Consider the following 17,767-nt stretch of genomic DNA (forward strand, 5'->3'; position numbering starts at 1 on the left):
GGCCCATGCAGAATATAGAACCCAACCACTCGACAGGATCATTCTTCACACTTTTTCACACTCGCCCTACAGGTATTAACAGCCGCCCAGGCAGCGTGTGCCTTAGCATATACAGGGTCATCATCGGAAGATCCGCATGCCTACTACCCTCTCCCCGTGCCTGCGCCCGTTGGCGCTCATGGCATTCCTGAGCCTGTCCCTGGCCGGTTGCAGCGACAGCGCCGAACCAGACGAACAGGCCCCCACTGCGCAAGTGCGCGTGGAAACCCTGCAACTGCAGCCACTGGCCATCAGCAGTGAACTTAGCGGCCGTATCCTCGCTCCACGCACCGCCGAAGTGCGTGCGCGGGTCGCAGGCGTGGTGCTCAAACGAGTGTACCGCGAAGGCAGCGACGTCAAGCAGGGTGATGTACTGTTCCTGATCGACCCGGCGCCGTTCAAGGCCGACCATGACAGCGCCCGCGCCACGCTGGCCAAGGCCGAGGCCACCCGGTACCAGGCGCGCCTGCAAGAGCAGCGCTACCGCGAGCTGGTCGACGATAAAGCCGTCAGCCGCCAGGAGTACGACAACGCCAAGGCCAGTTTCCTGCAGGCCGATGCCGAAGTGGCCGAAGCCAGGGCGGCGCTGGAGCGCGCCCGGCTGAACCTCGGCTATGCCACCGTGACCGCGCCGATTTCCGGCCGTATCGGCCGCGCCCAGGTCACCGAAGGCGCGCTGGTCGGGCAAAACGAAACCACCCCGCTGGCGACCATCCAGCAACTGGACCCGATCCATGCCGATGTCACCCAGTCTACCCGCGAGCTCAACGCCCTGCGCCGCGCCCTGCGCGCCGGCGAATTGCAGCAGGTGGGCGACGGCCAGGCACGCGCCACGCTGATCCAGGATGACGGCAGCGCCTACCCGCTGCCGGGCAAGCTGCTGTTCTCCGACATCAGCGTCGACCCCAGTACCAACCAGATCACCCTGCGCAGCGAGTTCCCCAACCCGGACCTCGACCTGCTGCCAGGCAGCTACGTGCGGGTACGCCTGGAGCAAGCGGTGCAACCCAAGGGCCTGAGCGTGCCGCAACGCGCCATCCTGCGCGACAGCGCCGGTGTGCCCAAGGTGCTTGTGGTAGACCAGCAAGCCCGGGTCAGCGACCGCCAGGTTGTACTGGGCAGCGCCCAGGGTGACCGCTGGATCGTCAGCGAGGGCCTGGCGGCCGGGGAGCGGGTGGTGGTCGAGGGCCTTCAGCACGTCAAGGCCGGTGACCAGGTGCAGGTTGACAATACACCCGCTGCCCCACCCATCGCACAGCATACCGGCCAGTGAGGGCCTGATTCATGCCGCAATTCTTCATCGATCGCCCGGTATTCGCCTGGGTGGTCGCACTGTTCATCCTGCTGGCCGGCGCGCTGGCCATCCCGCAACTGCCGGTGGCCCAGTACCCCAACGTGGCACCGCCGCAGGTGGAAATCTACGCCGTGTACCCAGGCGCCTCGGCAGCGACCATGGACGAAAGCGTGGTCAGCCTGATCGAGCAGGAGCTCAACGGCGCCGACAACCTGCTGTACTTCGAGTCGCAGAGCAGCCTGGGCAGCGCCACCATCACTGCCACCTTCGCTCCGGGCACCCACCCGGACCTGGCTCAGGTCGATGTGCAGAACCGCCTGAAAGTGGTCGAGTCGCGCCTGCCACGCCCAGTCACCCAGCAGGGCCTGCAGGTAGAGAAAGTGTCCACCGGCTTCCTGCTGTTGGCGACCCTCACCTCCGAAGACGGCATGCTCGATGAAACCGCGCTGTCGGACATCCTTGCACGTAACGTGATGGACGAAATCCGCCGCCTCAAGGGCGTCGGCAAGGCCCAGTTGTATGGCTCCGAACGGGCCATGCGCATCTGGATCGACCCGCGCAAGCTGATCGGTTTCAACCTCACGCCCAACGATGTAGCCGAAGCCATCGCCGCGCAGAACGCCCAGGTTGCCCCTGGCAGCATCGGCGATCTGCCCAGCCGCAGCACCCAGGAAATCACCGCCAACGTGGTGGTCAAAGGCCAGTTGAGCAGCCCCGAAGAGTTTGCTGCGATTGTCCTGCGTGCCAACCCGGACGGCTCAACGGTCACCATCGGGGATGTCGCCCAGGTTGAAATCGGTGCCCAGGAATACCAGTACGGCACGCGCCTGAACGGCAAACCGGCCACCGCCTTCAGCGTGCAGTTGTCGCCCGGCGCCAACGCCATGGAAACCGCCACCCTGGTAAGGGCGAAGATGCAGGACCTGGCGCGCTACTTCCCGGAAGGCGTCAAGTACGACATCCCCTACGACACCTCGCCGTTCGTCAAGGTGTCGATCGAGCAGGTCATCAACACCCTGTTCGAGGCCATGCTGCTGGTATTCGCAGTCATGTTCCTGTTCCTGCAGAACCTGCGCTACACGCTGATCCCGACCCTGGTAGTGCCGGTGGCATTGATGGGCACCTTCGCCGTGATGCTGGCCATGGGCTTCTCGGTCAATGTGCTGACACTGTTCGGCATGGTGCTGGCCATCGGCATTCTGGTCGACGATGCCATCGTGGTGGTGGAGAACGTCGAACGCATCATGGCCGAAGAAGGCTTGCCGCCCAAGCAAGCCACGCGCAAGGCCATGGGCCAGATCAGCGGTGCAATCGTCGGCATCACGCTGGTGCTGGTGGCGGTATTCCTGCCTATGGCCTTCATGCAAGGCTCGGTGGGGGTGATCTACCAGCAGTTCTCGCTGTCGATGGCGGTGTCGATCCTGTTCTCGGCGTTTCTTGCCCTCAGCCTGACTCCGGCATTGTGCGCCACCCTGCTCAAACCCGTGGCCAAGGGCGAGCACCATGAACGCAAAGGCTTCTTTGGCTGGTTCAATCGCCGCTTCGAAAGCATGAGCAACGGCTACCAGCGCTGGGTGGTGCAAGCACTCAAGCGCAGCGGCCGCTACCTGCTGGTGTACGCGGTGCTGCTGGCGGTGCTGGGCTACGGCTTCAGCCAGCTGCCTACGGCGTTCCTGCCCACCGAAGACCAGGGCTACACCATCACCGACATTCAACTGCCGCCGGGCGCCAGCCGCATGCGCACCGAACAGGTAGCCGCGCAGATCGAGGCGCATAATACCGAAGAACCGGGCGTGGGCAACACCACCTTGATCCTCGGCTTCAGCTTCTCCGGTAGCGGGCAGAACGCGGCGCTGGCCTTCACCACCCTCAAGGACTGGTCCGAGCGCAGCGCCGACGACAGTGCGCAGTCGATCGCCGACCGCGCGACCATGGCCTTCACCCAGCTCAAGGACGCGATAGCCTACTCGGTACTGCCGCCGCCCATCGACGGCCTCGGTGAGTCGACCGGCTTCGAATTTCGCCTTCAGGACCGTGGCGGCATGGGCCACGCCGAACTGATGGCAGCCCGTGACCAGTTGCTCGAAAGCGCCAGCAAAAGCAAGGTGCTGACCAACGTGCGCGAAGCCTCGCTGGCGGAAAGCCCGCAGGTGCAACTGGAAATCGACCGCCGTCAGGCTAATGCACTGGGCGTGTCGTTTGCCGATATCGGCACGGTGCTGGACGTGGCCGTGGGCTCCAGCTACGTCAACGATTTCCCCAACCAGGGCCGTATGCAGCGGGTGGTGGTGCAGGCCGAAGGTGACCAGCGCAGCCAGGTCGAGGACTTGCTGAACATTCACGTGCGCAACGACAGCGGCAAGATGGTGCCACTGGGTGCGTTCGTTCAGGCCCGGTGGGTCAGCGGCCCGGTGCAGCTGACCCGCTACAACGGTTACCCGGCGGTATCGATCTCAGGCGAGCCAGCCGCCGGCTACAGCTCGGGCGAGGCCATGGCCGAAGTCGAGCGGCTGGTGGCGCAGCTCCCGGCCGGTAGCGGCCTGGAATGGACCGGCCTGTCACTGCAGGAACGGCTGTCCGGTAGCCAGGCCCCCCTGCTAATGGCGCTGTCGCTGCTGGTGGTGTTCCTGTGCCTGGCAGCGCTGTACGAAAGCTGGTCGATTCCGACTGCGGTGCTGCTGGTGGTTCCGCTCGGTGTGCTCGGGGCGGTGCTGGCGGTGACCTTGCGCGGCATGCCCAACGACGTGTTCTTCAAGGTTGGCCTGATCACCCTGATCGGCCTGTCGGCGAAGAACGCCATCCTGATCATCGAGTTCGCCAAGCATCTGGTAGACCAGGGCGTGGACGCCGTCGACGCCGCCGTGCAAGCGGCCCGCCTGCGCCTGCGGCCGATCGTGATGACTTCGCTGGCGTTCATCCTCGGCGTGGTGCCCCTGGCCATCGCCAGCGGCGCAAGCTCGGCCAGCCAGCAGGCGATTGGCACCGGGGTGATCGGCGGCATGCTCAGCGCCACCCTGGCGGTGGTGTTCGTGCCGGTGTTCTTCGTGGTGGTGATGCGCCTGTCCGGGCGACGCCAGGCGCATGACAGCGACGGGCAACCCGTGCCCCGCGAAAGCTGACTGGACAAGCCCGCCGTGAAATGGGAGGGTTCCCGGCAATGACTGCCCGGAACCCTTTTTCATGCCTGACGCACTCCCCCCTTGCTCCATCCTCATTCTCGCCGGTGGCCGTGGCCAGCGCATGGGCGGCCGTGACAAGGGCCTGGTGGACTGGCAAGGCGAGCCATTGATTGCACATGTTCATCGAGTGGTGCGGCCATTGAGCGACGACCTGGTGATTTCCTGCAATCGCAACCAGGCGGCTTACCGGGCATACGCTGACCGGTTGGTGGGCGATGCAGAAGCCGACTTCCCCGGGCCAATGGCGGGGGTGATTGCCGGGCTCAAGGTGGCACGTCATGGGTGGGTGGTGTTGCTGGCTTGCGATGCGCCCCTGGTTGATCGCGAATTGATCGAGGACCTGCTGCGGCTGGCAGTGACCGGTAACAGCGCGGCAATGGTGCGTCAGGGTGGTTTCTGGCAGCCGATGTTCAGCGTACTGCCCAAGCGGGTGTTGCCGGTGTTGGAGCAGGCCTGGGCAGCGGGTGAGCGGAGTTTGCAGAAGGCCCTGCTGCGCGAGGCGGTGCAAGGGCTGGAGTGCGCCGAGGGTGATCGCCGGCTAAGCAACTTCAACAGCCCGGAACGGCTGCAGGACTGAGCGTATGACACCGCTACCACGGGTAATCCACGACACGCCAGGACTGTGGTGATCTTGTGAGAGCGGGCATGCCCGTGAAAAAGCAAACGCGGTGGATGGCACCGGCTCTGCCGGTGTTCGCGAGTAAACCCGCTCCTACGACGGCCTGTGTCCAACCACCGATGTGTGTCCGCCACCGATCAGGTGTAGGAGCGGGTTTACCCGCGAATACGGTGGCCGCTGCAACGGTGAATAGCCAGGGATACTGGCCAGCAGGGCCGGCCCCTTCGCGGGTGAACCCGCTCCTACGACGGCCTGTGTCCAACCACCGATGTGTGTCCGCCACCGCGCACAAGGTCGTTGCTTTCACCTTGCGCGCGTAAAAGGTCATCTGGCAGACAGCTCTTCGGCACTGATCTCGCGCATCCGGAATTTCTGCACCTTACCCGTAACCGTCATCGGGAACGCGTCGACAAAACGGAAATACCGGGGCACCTTGAAGTGCGCAATCCTTGCCCTCGCCCACTCACGCAACGTTTCTTCACTGACACCATGCCCCGGGTACAGCCGCACCCAGGCCACGATCTCTTCTCCGTACTTGCTGCACGGCACGCCAATCACCTGCACATCGGCCACCGCCGGGTGGGTGAAGAAGAACTCCTCCAGCTCGCGCGGGTAAATGTTCTCGCCGCCGCGAATGATCATGTCCTTGCTGCGCCCGACAATACACACATAGCCCTGCTCGTCCATCACCGCCAGGTCGCCGGTGTGCATCCAGCCGTCTGCGTCAATGCTCTCGGCGGTGGCTTTGGGGTTGTTCCAGTAACCCAGCATCACGCTGTAGCCGCGGGTGCACAGTTCGCCGATCTCGCCGCGCGGGACAGTGTTGCCTTCGGCGTCCACCACCTTGCTCTCCAGCCAGGGCTGGGTGCGACCGACGCTGGTCACGCGACGCTCCAGGTCGTCAGCGGCACCGGTCTGCAAGGACACCGGGCTGGTCTCGGTCATGCCATAGGCAATCTGCACTTCGGCCATGTGCATCTCGCCAATCACCCGGCGCATCACCTCGATCGGGCAGGTCGCGCCGCCCATGATCCCGGTGCGCAGGCTCGACAGGTCGAATTCACCACACTGCGGATGGTCCAGCTCGGCAATGAACATGGCCGGCACGCCATACAATGCAGTAGCTTTTTCCTGCGCCACTGCACGCAGCGTGGCCAGCGGGTCGAAGGCATCGCTGGGATAAATCAGTGCGCTGCCATGGGTCATGCAGCCAAGGTTGGCCATGACCATGCCGAAGCAGTGGTACAGTGGCACCGGCACCACCAGCCGATCGTGCTCGGTAAGGCCCAGGCTTTCACCGACCATGTACCCGTTGTTGAGGATATTGCTGTGGCTAAGGGTGGCTCCCTTGGGGAAACCGGTGGTGCCTGAGGTGTACTGGATGTTGATCGGGTCGTCGCAACGCAGTTGTGCCTGGCGTGCGGCCAGGGCCTCGCCGCTGACGACCTCGGCAAGGGCCTGCAATGCGTGCCAGGCCATAAACCCTGGCGGTGGCGACAGCGCCAGGCTGACCACGCCACGCAGCTCGGGGAAGCGCTCGCAGATCAGCGCGCCCGGTTGGCCGCTGGCCAGGCCCGGGAGCAGGCCCTGCAGCATGGCGTGGTAATCGGAGGTCTTGAAGGCGTCGGCACAAATCACCCAGCGGCAGCCGGACTGGCCAAGGGCGTAGTCCAGTTCACTGGAGCGGTAGGCCGGGTTGATGTTGACCAGGATCGCGCCAACCTTGGCGCTGGCGAACTGGGTAATGCACCACTCGGCGCAATTGGGTGCCCAGATGCCAAGACGGTCACCGGGCTGCACGCCCAGGGCCATCAGCGCGCGGGCGTGCTGGTCGACGGCGTCGGCCAGTTGCCGCCACGTGTAGCGCAGGGCCTGATGGTGAACCACCAGCGCCTCACGGTCGGGGAAGCGGGCCACGGTGGCATCGAACGCGTCGCCGATGCATTGGGTCAGCAGGGGCTTGTCCTGGTTGCCCTGGGTGTAGCTTGGCTGGGGCATGGGCGTTCTCTTGTTGTTCTTGTGTTTTCTGTGCTGGCTTCTTCGCGGGTGAACCCGCTCCTACACCGGACGGCGCCACATTTGGGGCCTGCGGTGGTTTTTGCAGGAGCGGGTTTACCCGCGAAGAAGCCCACACCGTTTCAGCGAACGAACACCTGCGGCGTCGTGGTAGACATGTCACCACCCGGCAACTTGATGTTCTTCACCTTTTCCAGCGTATCCGGGTTGAACACCGCCAGGTCGTTGAAGGTGCCGCCCAGGTAAAGCTTGTCGCCCTTCTTGTCGAACGTCACGCAGTAGTAGGTGTGTTCCAGATTAGCCGCCTTGATCAGCTTTCGCTGTTTGATGTCGTACTTGGCCAGACGGTTGAGCACGCCGTAGATCTGGTTCGGGTCCTTGGGCGAGCGCAGGCCGGTGAAGTACAGCTCGGTCAGGTCGGCGAACTCCTGGGTGTGGGTCTTGCCGGTCTTCAGGTCGATGCTCAGGTAGCCATACAGCGGTTCGGCGGTGGCCGGGTCCTGCTTGTCATCCTTGAACCTGGCAATGGTGTACAGCATGGTGAACTCATGGCGCGGGCTCTGGTGCGGCCAGAAGTACAGCACATCCGGGGCGCTGTAGCCTTTGCGGTTCCAGTTGCGCAACGGCAGGGCCACCGAGTATTTGCCGGTCTTCACATCCATCTTGTAAATGTCCGGCCCGGCAACGTACAGGCTGCCATCGTCGGAGGCGCGCATCAGATACACCTGTCGCGGCATCGGGAAGGTGCGTACGGGCTTGGCCTGAAGGCCATCAGCGGTGCTGAACACCTCCAGCCGCGGTGGTTTGACCACGTAATGGTCGTTCAGCATCTGGGTCGGGTTGACCGTGGCGTACACCTCTTTGCCATCGGGGCTGATGGCGAACGAGTATATCGACCGGCCAACTTCACCGGCTACGCTGGACAGGTTGGCGTGGAAGGTGTTCTTGCAGGTGTCCAGGTCAATGCCATAGATGTCGCCGTAATGGTTGTTGAGCACGTAGGCGGTGCGGTTGTCCGGCGCCATCATTGCGGTGCCCGGGCCAAACTTGTCGGGCATCCGGCAGCTTTTGAAGACCGTGTCACTGGCCACATCGACCACATGCAGGTTGTTCGGGTAGTTGGTCACGATCATGTATTCGTGGCCAGCCTTCAGTGCCGGGCCAGTGTCGTCGGCCTGTGCCAGCCCGGCGCAAGCCATGGCGGCGATGGTGAGCGCCAATGGCGCGCAGCGTCCAGCTTTCATGCGGTTTCCCCTTGTCATTCTTGTTGGGCCGTCACTTGTCTTTCGGGAACACGGTGCCGAGGTTGCGCCAGTCCTCTGCCGAGTTGGTCGCCTGGGCGTTCCAGTCCTGGTAGGTGCTCATCATGTCCGGCACCTGGGCCGGCCACCAGCAAGGGTCCGAACAACCGTAGAGGTCGGCCTCCATCGGCTGGCACAGCGAGCTCACGCCGCCAAAGGCGTCCACCTCCCAGCCCGGGTCGGTAGTGGCCGTACAGCCTGCCACCGCGCTCATTGCCATCACTTCTTCGACACGGTCTTCGGCGGCGGCCTGCTCCAGGATGCGCGCCTTGTTGTTCAGGGGCTTCAAGTGCTTCATGTCAGTGCGCCTTCCGCGGGGTGATGTAGCGATCGATGAAGGCCGGGTTGGCGGCCATGATGCGGCTGTAAACTTCAATGCCGAAGTCCACCCAGTCGCGCATCAGTTCGCAGTAGTGATAAGTCGGGTGCTGCGGGTCGCCGTAGCGCGCATAGCTCTCGTGATAGCAGCCGCCGGAGCACAGGTTGCGAATGCGGCAGCTTTCACAGCCGGTGTTGCTGCGGTCCAGGCGCTGCGACAGAAAGTCGTTGAGCTGCGCCTGCTTCACGCCCTGGTGCACGTTACCGAAGGTGGGCAGGCTGGAGCCGGTGAAGCGGTGGCACAGGTTCAGCTCACCTTCATGGTCCACCGCCAGCATCTTCAACCCGGCGCCACACGGCAGGGCCTTCTTGTGGCCTTCGTGGATGTCGGTGATCAACTGGTGCAGGTTGGAGAAGCCGATGTTGCGGTGCTCCAGTGCCGCCTCCAGGTAGCGCCGGCCGAGTGCCTTCATGTTGGCGAACACCTGCACCAGCTCTTCGCCAGTGAGGTTGAAGTCGGCCATGTCGCCAGAGGTAACCGGGGCAAAGCCAACCTCGGCAAAACCCATTTCGTTGAACAGGTGGTTCCAGATGGTTTCAACGTCGGTAATGCCACGGGTCAGCGTGACCCGCGCCCCCACCGGCCGGCTGGTGTAGCGGGACAGCAGCAGGTCGGCCTTGCGCCGCACCACATCATAGGTGCCCTGCCCGCCCACGGTGATACGGTTTCGGTCGTGCACGGTCTTGGGGCCATCGATGCTGATCGACAGGCCAAAGCGGTGGGCGTTGAGCCAATCGATGATTTCTTCGGTCAGCAAGGTAGCGTTGGTGGTCATGATGAACTCCACCTGCTTGCCCGCCTCGGCGAACCGCCGCTCGCAGTAAGCCACCATGTGCTCGATCAACGGCCGGTTGGACAGCGGTTCGCCACCGAAGAACACCACGCTGTAGCGCTGCTCGTTGGGTGACTCCTTGAGCAGCATCTCCACCGAGGCTTCGGCGGTGGCGGTACTCATTTTCTTGCCGGCGGAAGGCTTGTCCAGGTCTTCCTTGTAGCAATAGGTGCAGCTGAGGTTGCAGCCGGTGTTGACGTTGAGCACCACGGTGTTGAGCGCGGTGCGCTCGACCTGCCTGAGGGCGATTTCCGGGGTCAGCGGCGAGCCGTCGCTGACCAGCTCCAGCGCGATCAGCTCGCGCAGGGTGTCCTGGATATCCTCGCCGGCAAACTGCTGGCCAAGGCGCTGCATCAGCTCCTCGGCCGAGCAGCCTTGCTGGCGCAAGGTGTCGATGATGCCGCCGGTCACCGCATCAGCGGTGAACAGCGAACTGCTGGGGATATGAAACAGCATGCGGTCGGCATCAACCTGTACTTCGTGCAGGTTGCGTTCGACCAGGTTCAGTAGTACGCCCATGGCGACCTCCCGATAATCGATCCGTTGGAAAACCGTTGCAGCCTGCCGTTACGGCAGCGGCGGGTTGTTCCAGCGCTGTACGGTGACGATCATGTGCCCTTCGCCGGTCTGGCCACCGTCGGCCAGCGTGGCGATGACCTTGAGGTTACCGGCGTTGTTGGTCATCATCTTGCGCTCCGGGTTGGGCCCGGCACCGCCTGGCACGAACACGCCATCGGCCTGCATCTGCCCGGCGAACTTGACGTCTTCATCCTCGACAGCACGCTCGTTGAACGGCTCGACCCTCCAGCTGGCCGGCAGGTAGCCGATACGCAGCGGCTGGCCATCGGCATCCTTGCCCCAGGCTTCGGCCTCGAAACGCCCCTGCACTTTCGGCACGGAGGCGCCGTTCTCGCCAATGCGCGCGATGGAAAACGCCGGCACGACCTTCACTTCGTCGACCTTGTCGTAAACCGCCAGGTTCACGCCCTTGAGCGCACCTACCGCCACCTCGCGCAGGCCTGGCCTGGCATCGGATGCGGCGCGGGCCTTGATCCTTACCAGGGTCGGGGTCTGCTCCAGCACTTCGGTCACTTCCACCCCGGCGCCCAGGTCCGGCTTGCCAGTCAGGCCGCTGCCAACCAGGGTGATTTCGCTTTCGCCTCCGGCTTTGATGAACGCCGGTTGTACCGCCAGCAACTGCGCCTTGCCTTCTTTTACGGCGCTGAAGTCCAGGCCGCGCTCATCGTGATCGGCTTCGAACATGCGGCCTTTCATTTCGCCATCCAGCGCGGCGAACACCTGGCGCAGGTTGGCATCGCCAACCTTCACATTGCCCCGCCATTCATAACCGTTGTACAGGATGGCCGAGCCGCTGCCGTTGAACGGTGTACCGTCGGCGTAAGCACCCTTGACCTCGACCTTGAAGGTGTCGCCCTCTCCGGCCGTGACGCTCATCACCCCACGTACATCGCCCTTGGCCAGCATATGGCCGCTGAATGCCCACTGCCCCGGCAGTACGTCCGCCTTGGGCTTGGCCTTCTGCCATTCGGCCCAGGCCGCGCTGTCCATCGGGTAACGCTTGGCAAGGTCCGGCACCACTTGCTGCAGGGCGATCGGCAGCCAGTCGCGGTCACGCGCCTGGGCCTGGTATTCAAGGGACGGCCACTGGCCAAGGTGGAAGTTGACCAGGTGTTCCCACTCCTTGGCCGGGCGCCGTTGCAAGGCGACACGGGCACCCGAGTGGCAACGGCCACAGGTCTCACTGAGCTGGGTGTCGAAGTGCTCGACGGTATTGAGCCGGCGCTCCATGGCGTAACGCACGCCATCGGTTTCGCTGGGCGCCAGGCCCTGTTTGTCGGCCAGGTATTTGACCAGCGTGCGACGGTCGTCGTCGCTGATCTGAAGGCCATGCATCACCTGCATGCGGGCGATGCTCATCAGCCAGCCTTCCGGCGTCTTGCGCTGGTGGCTGATGCGGCTATAGGTGTCGTTGCCTTCGGGGATATGGCACCCCATGCACTTGTTCTGCAACAGGCTCGGGCCCTGCTCGGCCGCCATGGCCTGGGTGCTCAGCAGCGCGGCGGCGACCAGCGCCAGTTTGCCCGCATGCCGCCGGAGTCGAGTCGTCTTCAAGGTCAGACCTCCACGGTTGTTGTTCTTATCGTTTTCGCACGCTTTGGTACAGCAGGTGTGCATGTGACGGTTGTGATACAGGAACTGTGCCAGTTAGGGTAAAAGCGTTTCCTTTCAACCTTTTAAGCGGTTTTCGGGGCTTGGCCAGGAGCCGGGATGGCCATTTGCAGCGTGCCATTTCGCGACAGGGTGTTTCATGTTGAGACAGGGCCCGCGAAGAGGCCGAACAGCCACTGTTTCACCACCGTCTCACACCGTCTCAATGTGCAACAGCGCAACCCGGCAATCGCAACCTTGCGCTCAGGCAAAACCCAACGCCCACAACGCTTTGCGGCCATCAGCCCAGGTTGGCACGGCCATTGCGCCAGTGCCCGTCACATCCAATGACAAGAGGCACAGCCCCATGCTTTCCGAACTGCCCATCCTGCCCACCACCCGCGCCTTTCTCGAACGCAAGCTGAAGATGCGCATCGGTGCCGACTGGCAGGACGCCGCCAGCGGTCGCACCCTGTCGTTCCGCAATCCGGCCACCGGCGAAGTGCTGGGTGAAGTGCCGGCCGCCGAAGCCGAAGATGTCGACCGCGCCGTGCGCGCTGCGCGCCAGGCCTTCGACGACTCGCCCTGGAGCCGCATGCGCCCACGCGAGCGGCAGAACCTGCTGTGGCGCCTGGCCGACCTGATGGAGCGCGATGCGCGTCAGCTGGCCGAACTGGAATGCCTGAACAATGGCAAGAGCGCCGCCGTGGCCCAGGTGATGGACGTGCAACTGGCCATCGACTTCCTGCGCTATATGGCGGGCTGGGCCACCAAGATCGAGGGTAGCACCGTCGAAGCGTCCATGCCGTTGATGCCCAACGACCAGTTCCACGGCTTCGTGCGCCGCGAGGCAGTGGGCGTGGTTGGCGCCATCGTTGCCTGGAACTTCCCACTGCTGCTGGCCTGCTGGAAGCTCGGCCCGGCACTGGCCACCGGCTGCACCGTGGTGCTCAAGCCTGCCGATGAAACCCCACTGAGCGTGCTCAAGCTGGCCGAGCTGGTCGACGAGGCCGGCTACCCGGCCGGTGTGTTCAACGTGGTTACCGGTACCGGCCTGAACGCCGGCGCCGCGCTCAGCCGCCACCCCGGCGTAGACAAGCTGACCTTCACCGGCTCCACCGAGGTCGGCAAGCTGATCGGCAAGGCGGCCATGGACAACATGACCCGCGTCACCCTGGAGCTGGGCGGCAAGTCGCCGACCATCGTCATGCCCGACGCCAACCTGCAGGAAGCCGCAGCCGGTGCGGCCACGGCGATCTTCTTCAACCAGGGCCAGGTGTGCTGCGCAGGCTCGCGACTGTATGTGCACCGCAAGCACTTCGACAACGTGGTGGCCGACATCGCCGGGATCGCCAATGCCATGAAGCTGGGCAACGGGCTGGACCCGTCGGTGCAGATGGGCCCGTTGATTTCAGCCAAGCAGCAGGACCGCGTCACTGGTTACATCGAGCTTGGCCGCGAACTGGGCGCCACCATCGCCTGCGGGGGTGAAGGTTTCGGGCCTGGTTACTTCGTCAAGCCGACGGTGATTGTCGATGTGGTCCAGCGTCACCGCCTGGTACAGGAAGAAATCTTCGGGCCGGTGCTGGTGGCGATGCCATTCGATGACATCGACGAAGTGATCGGCATGGCCAACGACAACCCCTATGGCCTGGGTGCAAGCATCTGGTCCAACGACCTGGCCGCCGTGCACCGCATGATCCCGCGCATCAAGTCTGGCTCGGTGTGGGTCAACTGCCACAGCGCGCTGGACCCGGCGCTGCCGTTTGGTGGCTACAAGATGTCTGGCGTTGGTCGTGAGATGGGTTCAGCGGCCATCGAGCATTACACGGAGCTGAAATCGGTGTTGATCAAGCTCTGATCTTTTTCCTGTACCGGCTTCTTCGCGGGTAAACCCGCTCCTACACCAGGTATCACATGCCCTGTAGGAGCGGGTTCACCCGCGAAGAGGCCGGCACAGGCAACAAAAAAACAACAATAAAAACCATGGAGCAAACCCATGAGGCACACACTCGCCTGCACATTGGCCCTGCTGTTAACCGCCCCCGCCGCCCAAGCCTACGAGCTGTACAACCACGATGGCACCAGCCTCAACGCCAACCTCGAAGCCCTGTTCGGTGTCTTCCACAGCGACGAAAGCTTCAACCAGGCCGGCAACCGCCAACCCGGCAGCACCGCCTGGCAGGAAGGCTACGTAAAATACGGCCTCAGCGGCAGCCAGACCCTGGCCGATAGCGGCACCCTCTACGGCGCCTTCAGCCTGCTCAGTTCCGCCACCTGGGGCGATGGCGACGCCGCCGGCCTGACCTTGGGCGACGAACGCCGCACCGCCACCGAAGACCTGTATTTGGGCTGGCGCTCGGCCAACCTGTTTCCGGCGCTGGGCGAAGATGGCGTCGACATTTCCGGTGGCCGCCAGGTCGTCACCCTGGGTGATGGTTTCCTGATCCAGGGTGACCCGGTCAACCTGGGCAAGGTCGACCTGGGGGCCAACTTCGATCGCGGCGGTGCCTACTACCTGGCCGCGCGCAAGGCCTTCGACCGCACCGCCGTGCTGCGCCTGGGCGGTAACCAGGGCTGGCGCGGTGACCTGATGTGGTTGAAGTCCGACAACCATTACCAAGCCGACACTTCCCTGGCGGTAGCCAACCTGGAGCACGTCGCCGATACCGGCACCGTCGGCCTGAGCTGGATCCGCGGCCTCGACGTGGACCAGCGCTACGCGCAGATCATGGGCCTGGAACACCGCGACGGCATGGACACCGCCAGCCTGCGCGGGCGCGGCAACCTGGGCGTCAAAGACCTGGAGCTGGCCGCCGAGTACGTGACCCAGGACAAGACCGGCGGGCGCGAGAATGCCTGGTACCTGGAGGGCAACTGGACCTTCTCCCAATTGCCCTGGTCACCTACCGCCACCTATCGCTACAGCCGCTTCTCAGAAGGCTTCGACCCGCTGTTCTATGGCCTGAGCCGGGGCTACGGCACCTGGTTCCAGGGTGAAGTGGCAGCCAACTATGCCGGGCCGTTCAACAAGAACAGCCAAGTGCACCATGTAGCGCTGAAGGGCAAGCCACGGGACAACCTGACCGTCGGCGCACTGTACTTCGACTTCGACACGCTGGACACCGACCAGGGCAACCTTGGCGGACGCGAGCTGGACCTGTATGTGGAATGGATGGTCAACGACCACCTGCTGATCAGTCCGGTGGTGGGGTTCTACAAACCGGAGCGCAGTGCGGCCAATGGCGGTACGCAGTTGGGCGGGCGGGATACCGGGACTTACCTGCAGTTGATTGTCGGGACCTTCTTCTGACCTGCAATAGCGGGGCGCGGCGCGCCCCTTCTGCACCACGCGCTTGATCAAATTTAATCATCAAGCCTGCCAAGCTGCATGAATTCTCACCACCTTAACCCGCTCTAACCTGCGTAAATCAGGCCTTTCAGGGCTTGGCACAGGCTGTGCACAAGATCCTCGCGAGCCAACGCTCGACCATAAAAACAACACATCGAGGCCTGTTCATGAACACCACCCTGAAGCCAAGCATTGTCCAACTGCCGCCTGAGCCCCATGCCACCATCGTCGACCGCTATGGCCTGCATGGCGGGCACATAGGCACCGGCGAGGATGAATCACCCTGGGTCCCGTTCGGCGATTGCGCCGCCATACGCCACCTCAGCTTCGATGTACGAACCGGCAGCGTGTGCAACATTCTCTGGGTCAAGGGCGGCGGCCGCATCGGCACTCACCGGCACCGCGCAGCCGTGTCAGCAGTAACGCTGGAGGGCACCTGGGGATATTACGAGTACGACTGGGTCGCAAAGCCCGGCAGCTTTGTCTTCGAAACCCCAGGCACGGCGCACACCCTGTATTCCGATGACCCGCAAGGCATGAAGGCACTGTTCTGGATTCACGGGCCTATCGAGTTTTTCGACGAGCACGGCCAGTACACCGAAACCACCGATGTGTTCTGGTTCATCAATCATTACGTGAGCCATTGCGAGAAACACGGGCTGCCAATCAACCAGGCGTTGTTCCTGTGAGCGGGTGCAGCAGTCGACAGACAGGGAGGCGCAGATGAAGTACTGGGAACGATTTGCCGTCGAAGGCTTGACCTGTGTGGTTACCGGCGCCGCCAGCGGCATTGGTCTGGCCTATGCCGAAGTGATGGCCGAAGCAGGGGCGCAGGTCACCCTGCTTGACGTGGACGACGAACGCCTGCAAGAACACGTAGCGCGGTTGACCGCGCTGGGTTTCGCCGTGCACGGGGAAGTGGTGGACGCCACCGATCGCCAGGCGATGTATGCCTGTTTCGAACGCATCGGCGAGCGCTATGGCCGGCTGGATGTTGTGTTCGCCAACGCCGGCATCGACGCTGGCCCCGGCTTTCTGGACAGCGAGGGCCAGCGCTGCGCTGAAGGCGCACTGGAGACGTTGGACGAAGCGCACTGGGACAAGGTGCTTGCAACCAACCTCACCTCGGTGTTCACCACCCTGCGTGCGGCAGTGTGCTTGATGAAACCGCGTGGTCAGGGCCGCATCATCGTCACAACCTCCAATGCCGCGATCATCAATGAAGCCATCGTCGGCACCCCCTACATGCCAGCCAAGGCCGGCGCTGCGTCACTCGTGCGGCAGGCCGCGATGGAACTGGCCCGCTACGGCATCAACGTAAACGCGATCGCGCCTGGCCCGTTCGTGACCAACATCGCCGGGGGCCGTTTGCGCAACCCGGCCGACCGCGCGGCCTTCGCTCAGCGAGTGCCGCAACATCGGATCGCCTCCACCGAGGAAATCAAGGGCCTGGCCTTGTTCCTGGCTTCGCCTGCCTCGGATTACGTCACGGGCGCGCAGATTGTCATAGACGGCGGGCAGATGCTCGGCCGGGTGGACTGAGGAGGCGATGATGCAAGCAATTCTGTTCAAAGGCCTGAACCAGCCCTTGCAATTGGGCACGGTTGCGATGCCTGTGCCCGCTGCCGACGAAGTTCTGATAGAGGTGTGTCGCTGCGGCATCTGCGGCAGTGACCTGCACATGACCCAGGACCCGGCTTTCAATATTGCCCCAGGCAGCGTGCTGGGCCATGAGTACAGCGGCCGTGTGGTTGAGTGTGGCAAGCAGGTAAACAACCTGAAAGTCGGCGATGCCGTGGCCGTGGCACCTTTGCGCGGTTGTGGGCAGTGCGCCAGTTGTCTGCGCGGTGAGCCTGCCTGGTGCCCCGCGTTCAGCTTGCAGGGGGGTGGTTTTGCGCAGTGGGCGACTGCCAAGGGCCACCAGTGCCGGGTTATTCCGAGCAGTGTCGGGCTCAAGGACAGCGCCCTCGCCGAGCCCCTTGCCGTGGCTTTGCACGGTGTGATGCGGGCAGGGCTCAAGCCTGGCGCGAAGGTACTGATTCTGGGTGCAGGGGCTATCGGCCTGGCAGTGGCCTACTGGGCCAGGCGCCTGGGTGCAGCCACCGTCGCCATCACCGACTTGGGCGATTGGCAGCGCGAGCGCGCGTTGCATCTTGGGGCGACGCACTTTCTGGTAGGCGACGGCGCACTGCCGGCGTGTATTGCGCAAAACCTGGGCGGCGCGGCCGACATCGTTTTCGAGTGCGTCGGCCGCCCAGGCCTGATTGCACAGGCTATCGACCATGTGCGCCCACGGGGCACGGTTGTGGTGCTTGGGCTGTGCACGGTCGCGGACAGGTTCATGCCGTTCCAGGCAGTGTCCAAGGAGGTGAACCTGGTCATGTCGGCGTTCTTCAACATGGACGAGTTCTGCGCCGCTATAGATGTGCTGGACGGCCCCGATGCCGCCCCGCTAACCATGGTCAGCGAAACCGTGTCGCTGGCCGAGATGCCCCAGGCATTCGAAGCCCTGCGACAACGCCAGCATCAATGCAAGATCATGGTAGCCCCCTAGCAGGCCTGACCGCCTCAATAGTCACCGGTTAAA

Annotated in this window: 13 protein-coding genes; 8 read left to right on the forward strand and 5 right to left on the reverse strand. The window is 63.6% G+C overall.

Annotated features, from left to right (window positions below):
• Positions 1 to 136: 136 nt before the first annotated feature.
• From ACF8RA_RS13975 to mobA, 3 genes are all read left to right on the forward strand, one after another.
• Complete coding sequence (locus ACF8RA_RS13975) at positions 137 to 1,312, forward strand: efflux RND transporter periplasmic adaptor subunit (RefSeq protein WP_209965567.1); 1,176 nt, start codon at positions 137 to 139, stop codon at positions 1,310 to 1,312.
• 11 nt (positions 1,313 to 1,323) lie between these two features.
• Positions 1,324 to 4,452 (forward strand): multidrug efflux RND transporter permease subunit, encoded by a 3,129-nt coding sequence (locus tag ACF8RA_RS13980; protein ID WP_392460843.1) that lies wholly within the window; start codon positions 1,324 to 1,326, stop codon positions 4,450 to 4,452.
• 61 nt (positions 4,453 to 4,513) lie between these two features.
• Positions 4,514 to 5,089, forward strand: coding sequence for a molybdenum cofactor guanylyltransferase MobA (mobA, locus tag ACF8RA_RS13985; protein ID WP_392514188.1), 576 nt, complete (start codon positions 4,514 to 4,516; stop codon positions 5,087 to 5,089).
• A 366-nt stretch (positions 5,090 to 5,455) separates the two neighbouring features.
• On the opposite strand, the gene ACF8RA_RS13990 is transcribed toward mobA, so the two are convergent.
• The 5 genes from ACF8RA_RS13990 to peaA all read right to left on the reverse strand — a co-directional run bounded on the left by ACF8RA_RS13990 (position 5,456) and on the right by peaA (position 11,792).
• A complete protein-coding gene (locus ACF8RA_RS13990; RefSeq protein ID WP_392514189.1) occupies positions 5,456 to 7,129 on the reverse strand; it encodes a fatty acid CoA ligase family protein in 1,674 nt (557 codons plus the stop codon).
• 140 nt (positions 7,130 to 7,269) lie between these two features.
• A complete protein-coding gene (peaD, locus tag ACF8RA_RS13995; protein ID WP_392462103.1) occupies positions 7,270 to 8,391 on the reverse strand; it encodes a quinohemoprotein amine dehydrogenase subunit beta in 1,122 nt (373 codons plus the stop codon).
• Between the two features lie 31 nt (positions 8,392 to 8,422).
• Positions 8,423 to 8,746, reverse strand: coding sequence for a quinohemoprotein amine dehydrogenase subunit gamma (qhpC, locus tag ACF8RA_RS14000; protein WP_014590799.1), 324 nt, complete (start codon positions 8,744 to 8,746; stop codon positions 8,423 to 8,425).
• Position 8,747: 1 nt separating this feature from the next.
• A complete protein-coding gene (peaB, locus tag ACF8RA_RS14005) occupies positions 8,748 to 10,178 on the reverse strand; it encodes a quinohemoprotein amine dehydrogenase maturation protein (RefSeq protein ID WP_064492342.1) in 1,431 nt (476 codons plus the stop codon).
• Between the two features lie 48 nt (positions 10,179 to 10,226).
• The gene (peaA, locus tag ACF8RA_RS14010; protein ID WP_392487696.1) at positions 10,227 to 11,792 is read right to left on the reverse strand and encodes a quinohemoprotein amine dehydrogenase subunit alpha; all 1,566 of its coding nucleotides are present in this window, start codon (positions 11,790 to 11,792) and stop codon (positions 10,227 to 10,229) included.
• Between the two features lie 403 nt (positions 11,793 to 12,195).
• On the opposite strand from peaA, the gene ACF8RA_RS14015 reads away from it, so the two are divergent.
• The 5 genes from ACF8RA_RS14015 (at position 12,196) to ACF8RA_RS14035 (ending at position 17,734) form a co-directional block, all read left to right on the forward strand.
• Positions 12,196 to 13,689, forward strand: coding sequence for an aldehyde dehydrogenase family protein (locus ACF8RA_RS14015; protein WP_392519256.1), 1,494 nt, complete (start codon positions 12,196 to 12,198; stop codon positions 13,687 to 13,689).
• Positions 13,690 to 13,827: 138 nt separating this feature from the next.
• On the forward strand, positions 13,828 to 15,141 hold the full coding sequence (locus ACF8RA_RS14020; protein WP_392519257.1) for a hypothetical protein: 1,314 nt from the start codon (positions 13,828 to 13,830) through the stop codon (positions 15,139 to 15,141).
• A 206-nt stretch (positions 15,142 to 15,347) separates the two neighbouring features.
• On the forward strand, positions 15,348 to 15,869 hold the full coding sequence (locus ACF8RA_RS14025) for a 2,4'-dihydroxyacetophenone dioxygenase family protein (protein WP_392519258.1): 522 nt from the start codon (positions 15,348 to 15,350) through the stop codon (positions 15,867 to 15,869).
• A gap of 34 nt (positions 15,870 to 15,903) precedes the next feature.
• Positions 15,904 to 16,722 carry an SDR family NAD(P)-dependent oxidoreductase gene (locus ACF8RA_RS14030; protein ID WP_021782943.1) on the forward strand — a complete coding sequence of 273 codons (819 nt, stop codon included), beginning with the start codon at positions 15,904 to 15,906 and terminating at the stop codon, positions 16,720 to 16,722.
• 10 nt (positions 16,723 to 16,732) lie between these two features.
• Entirely contained in the window at positions 16,733 to 17,734 is a 1,002-nt protein-coding gene (locus tag ACF8RA_RS14035) for an alcohol dehydrogenase catalytic domain-containing protein (RefSeq protein WP_392519259.1), read from the forward strand.
• Positions 17,735 to 17,767 lie beyond the last annotated feature (33 nt).

It is taken from the genome of Pseudomonas sp. FYR_5 (genome assembly GCF_043106315.1).
Classification (GTDB): Bacteria; Pseudomonadota; Gammaproteobacteria; order Pseudomonadales; family Pseudomonadaceae; genus Aquipseudomonas; species Aquipseudomonas putida_Y.

Bases quoted from the DNA above. Each gene is read 5' to 3' on its own strand.
- ACF8RA_RS13975 (WP_209965567.1), top strand. From the start codon at position 137: ATGCCTACTACCCTCTCCCCGTGCCTGCGCCCGTTGGCGCTCATGGCA.
- ACF8RA_RS13980 (WP_392460843.1), top strand. From the start codon at position 1,324: ATGCCGCAATTCTTCATCGATCGCCCGGTATTCGCCTGGGTGGTCGCA.
- mobA (WP_392514188.1), top strand. From the start codon at position 4,514: ATGCCTGACGCACTCCCCCCTTGCTCCATCCTCATTCTCGCCGGTGGC.
- ACF8RA_RS13990 (WP_392514189.1), bottom strand. From the start codon at position 7,129: ATGCCCCAGCCAAGCTACACCCAGGGCAACCAGGACAAGCCCCTGCTG.
- peaD (WP_392462103.1), bottom strand. From the start codon at position 8,391: ATGAAAGCTGGACGCTGCGCGCCATTGGCGCTCACCATCGCCGCCATG.
- qhpC (WP_014590799.1), bottom strand. From the start codon at position 8,746: ATGAAGCACTTGAAGCCCCTGAACAACAAGGCGCGCATCCTGGAGCAG.
- peaB (WP_064492342.1), bottom strand. From the start codon at position 10,178: ATGGGCGTACTACTGAACCTGGTCGAACGCAACCTGCACGAAGTACAG.
- ACF8RA_RS14015 (WP_392519256.1), top strand. From the start codon at position 12,196: ATGCTTTCCGAACTGCCCATCCTGCCCACCACCCGCGCCTTTCTCGAA.
- ACF8RA_RS14020 (WP_392519257.1), top strand. From the start codon at position 13,828: ATGAGGCACACACTCGCCTGCACATTGGCCCTGCTGTTAACCGCCCCC.
- ACF8RA_RS14025 (WP_392519258.1), top strand. From the start codon at position 15,348: ATGAACACCACCCTGAAGCCAAGCATTGTCCAACTGCCGCCTGAGCCC.
- ACF8RA_RS14030 (WP_021782943.1), top strand. From the start codon at position 15,904: ATGAAGTACTGGGAACGATTTGCCGTCGAAGGCTTGACCTGTGTGGTT.
- ACF8RA_RS14035 (WP_392519259.1), top strand. From the start codon at position 16,733: ATGCAAGCAATTCTGTTCAAAGGCCTGAACCAGCCCTTGCAATTGGGC.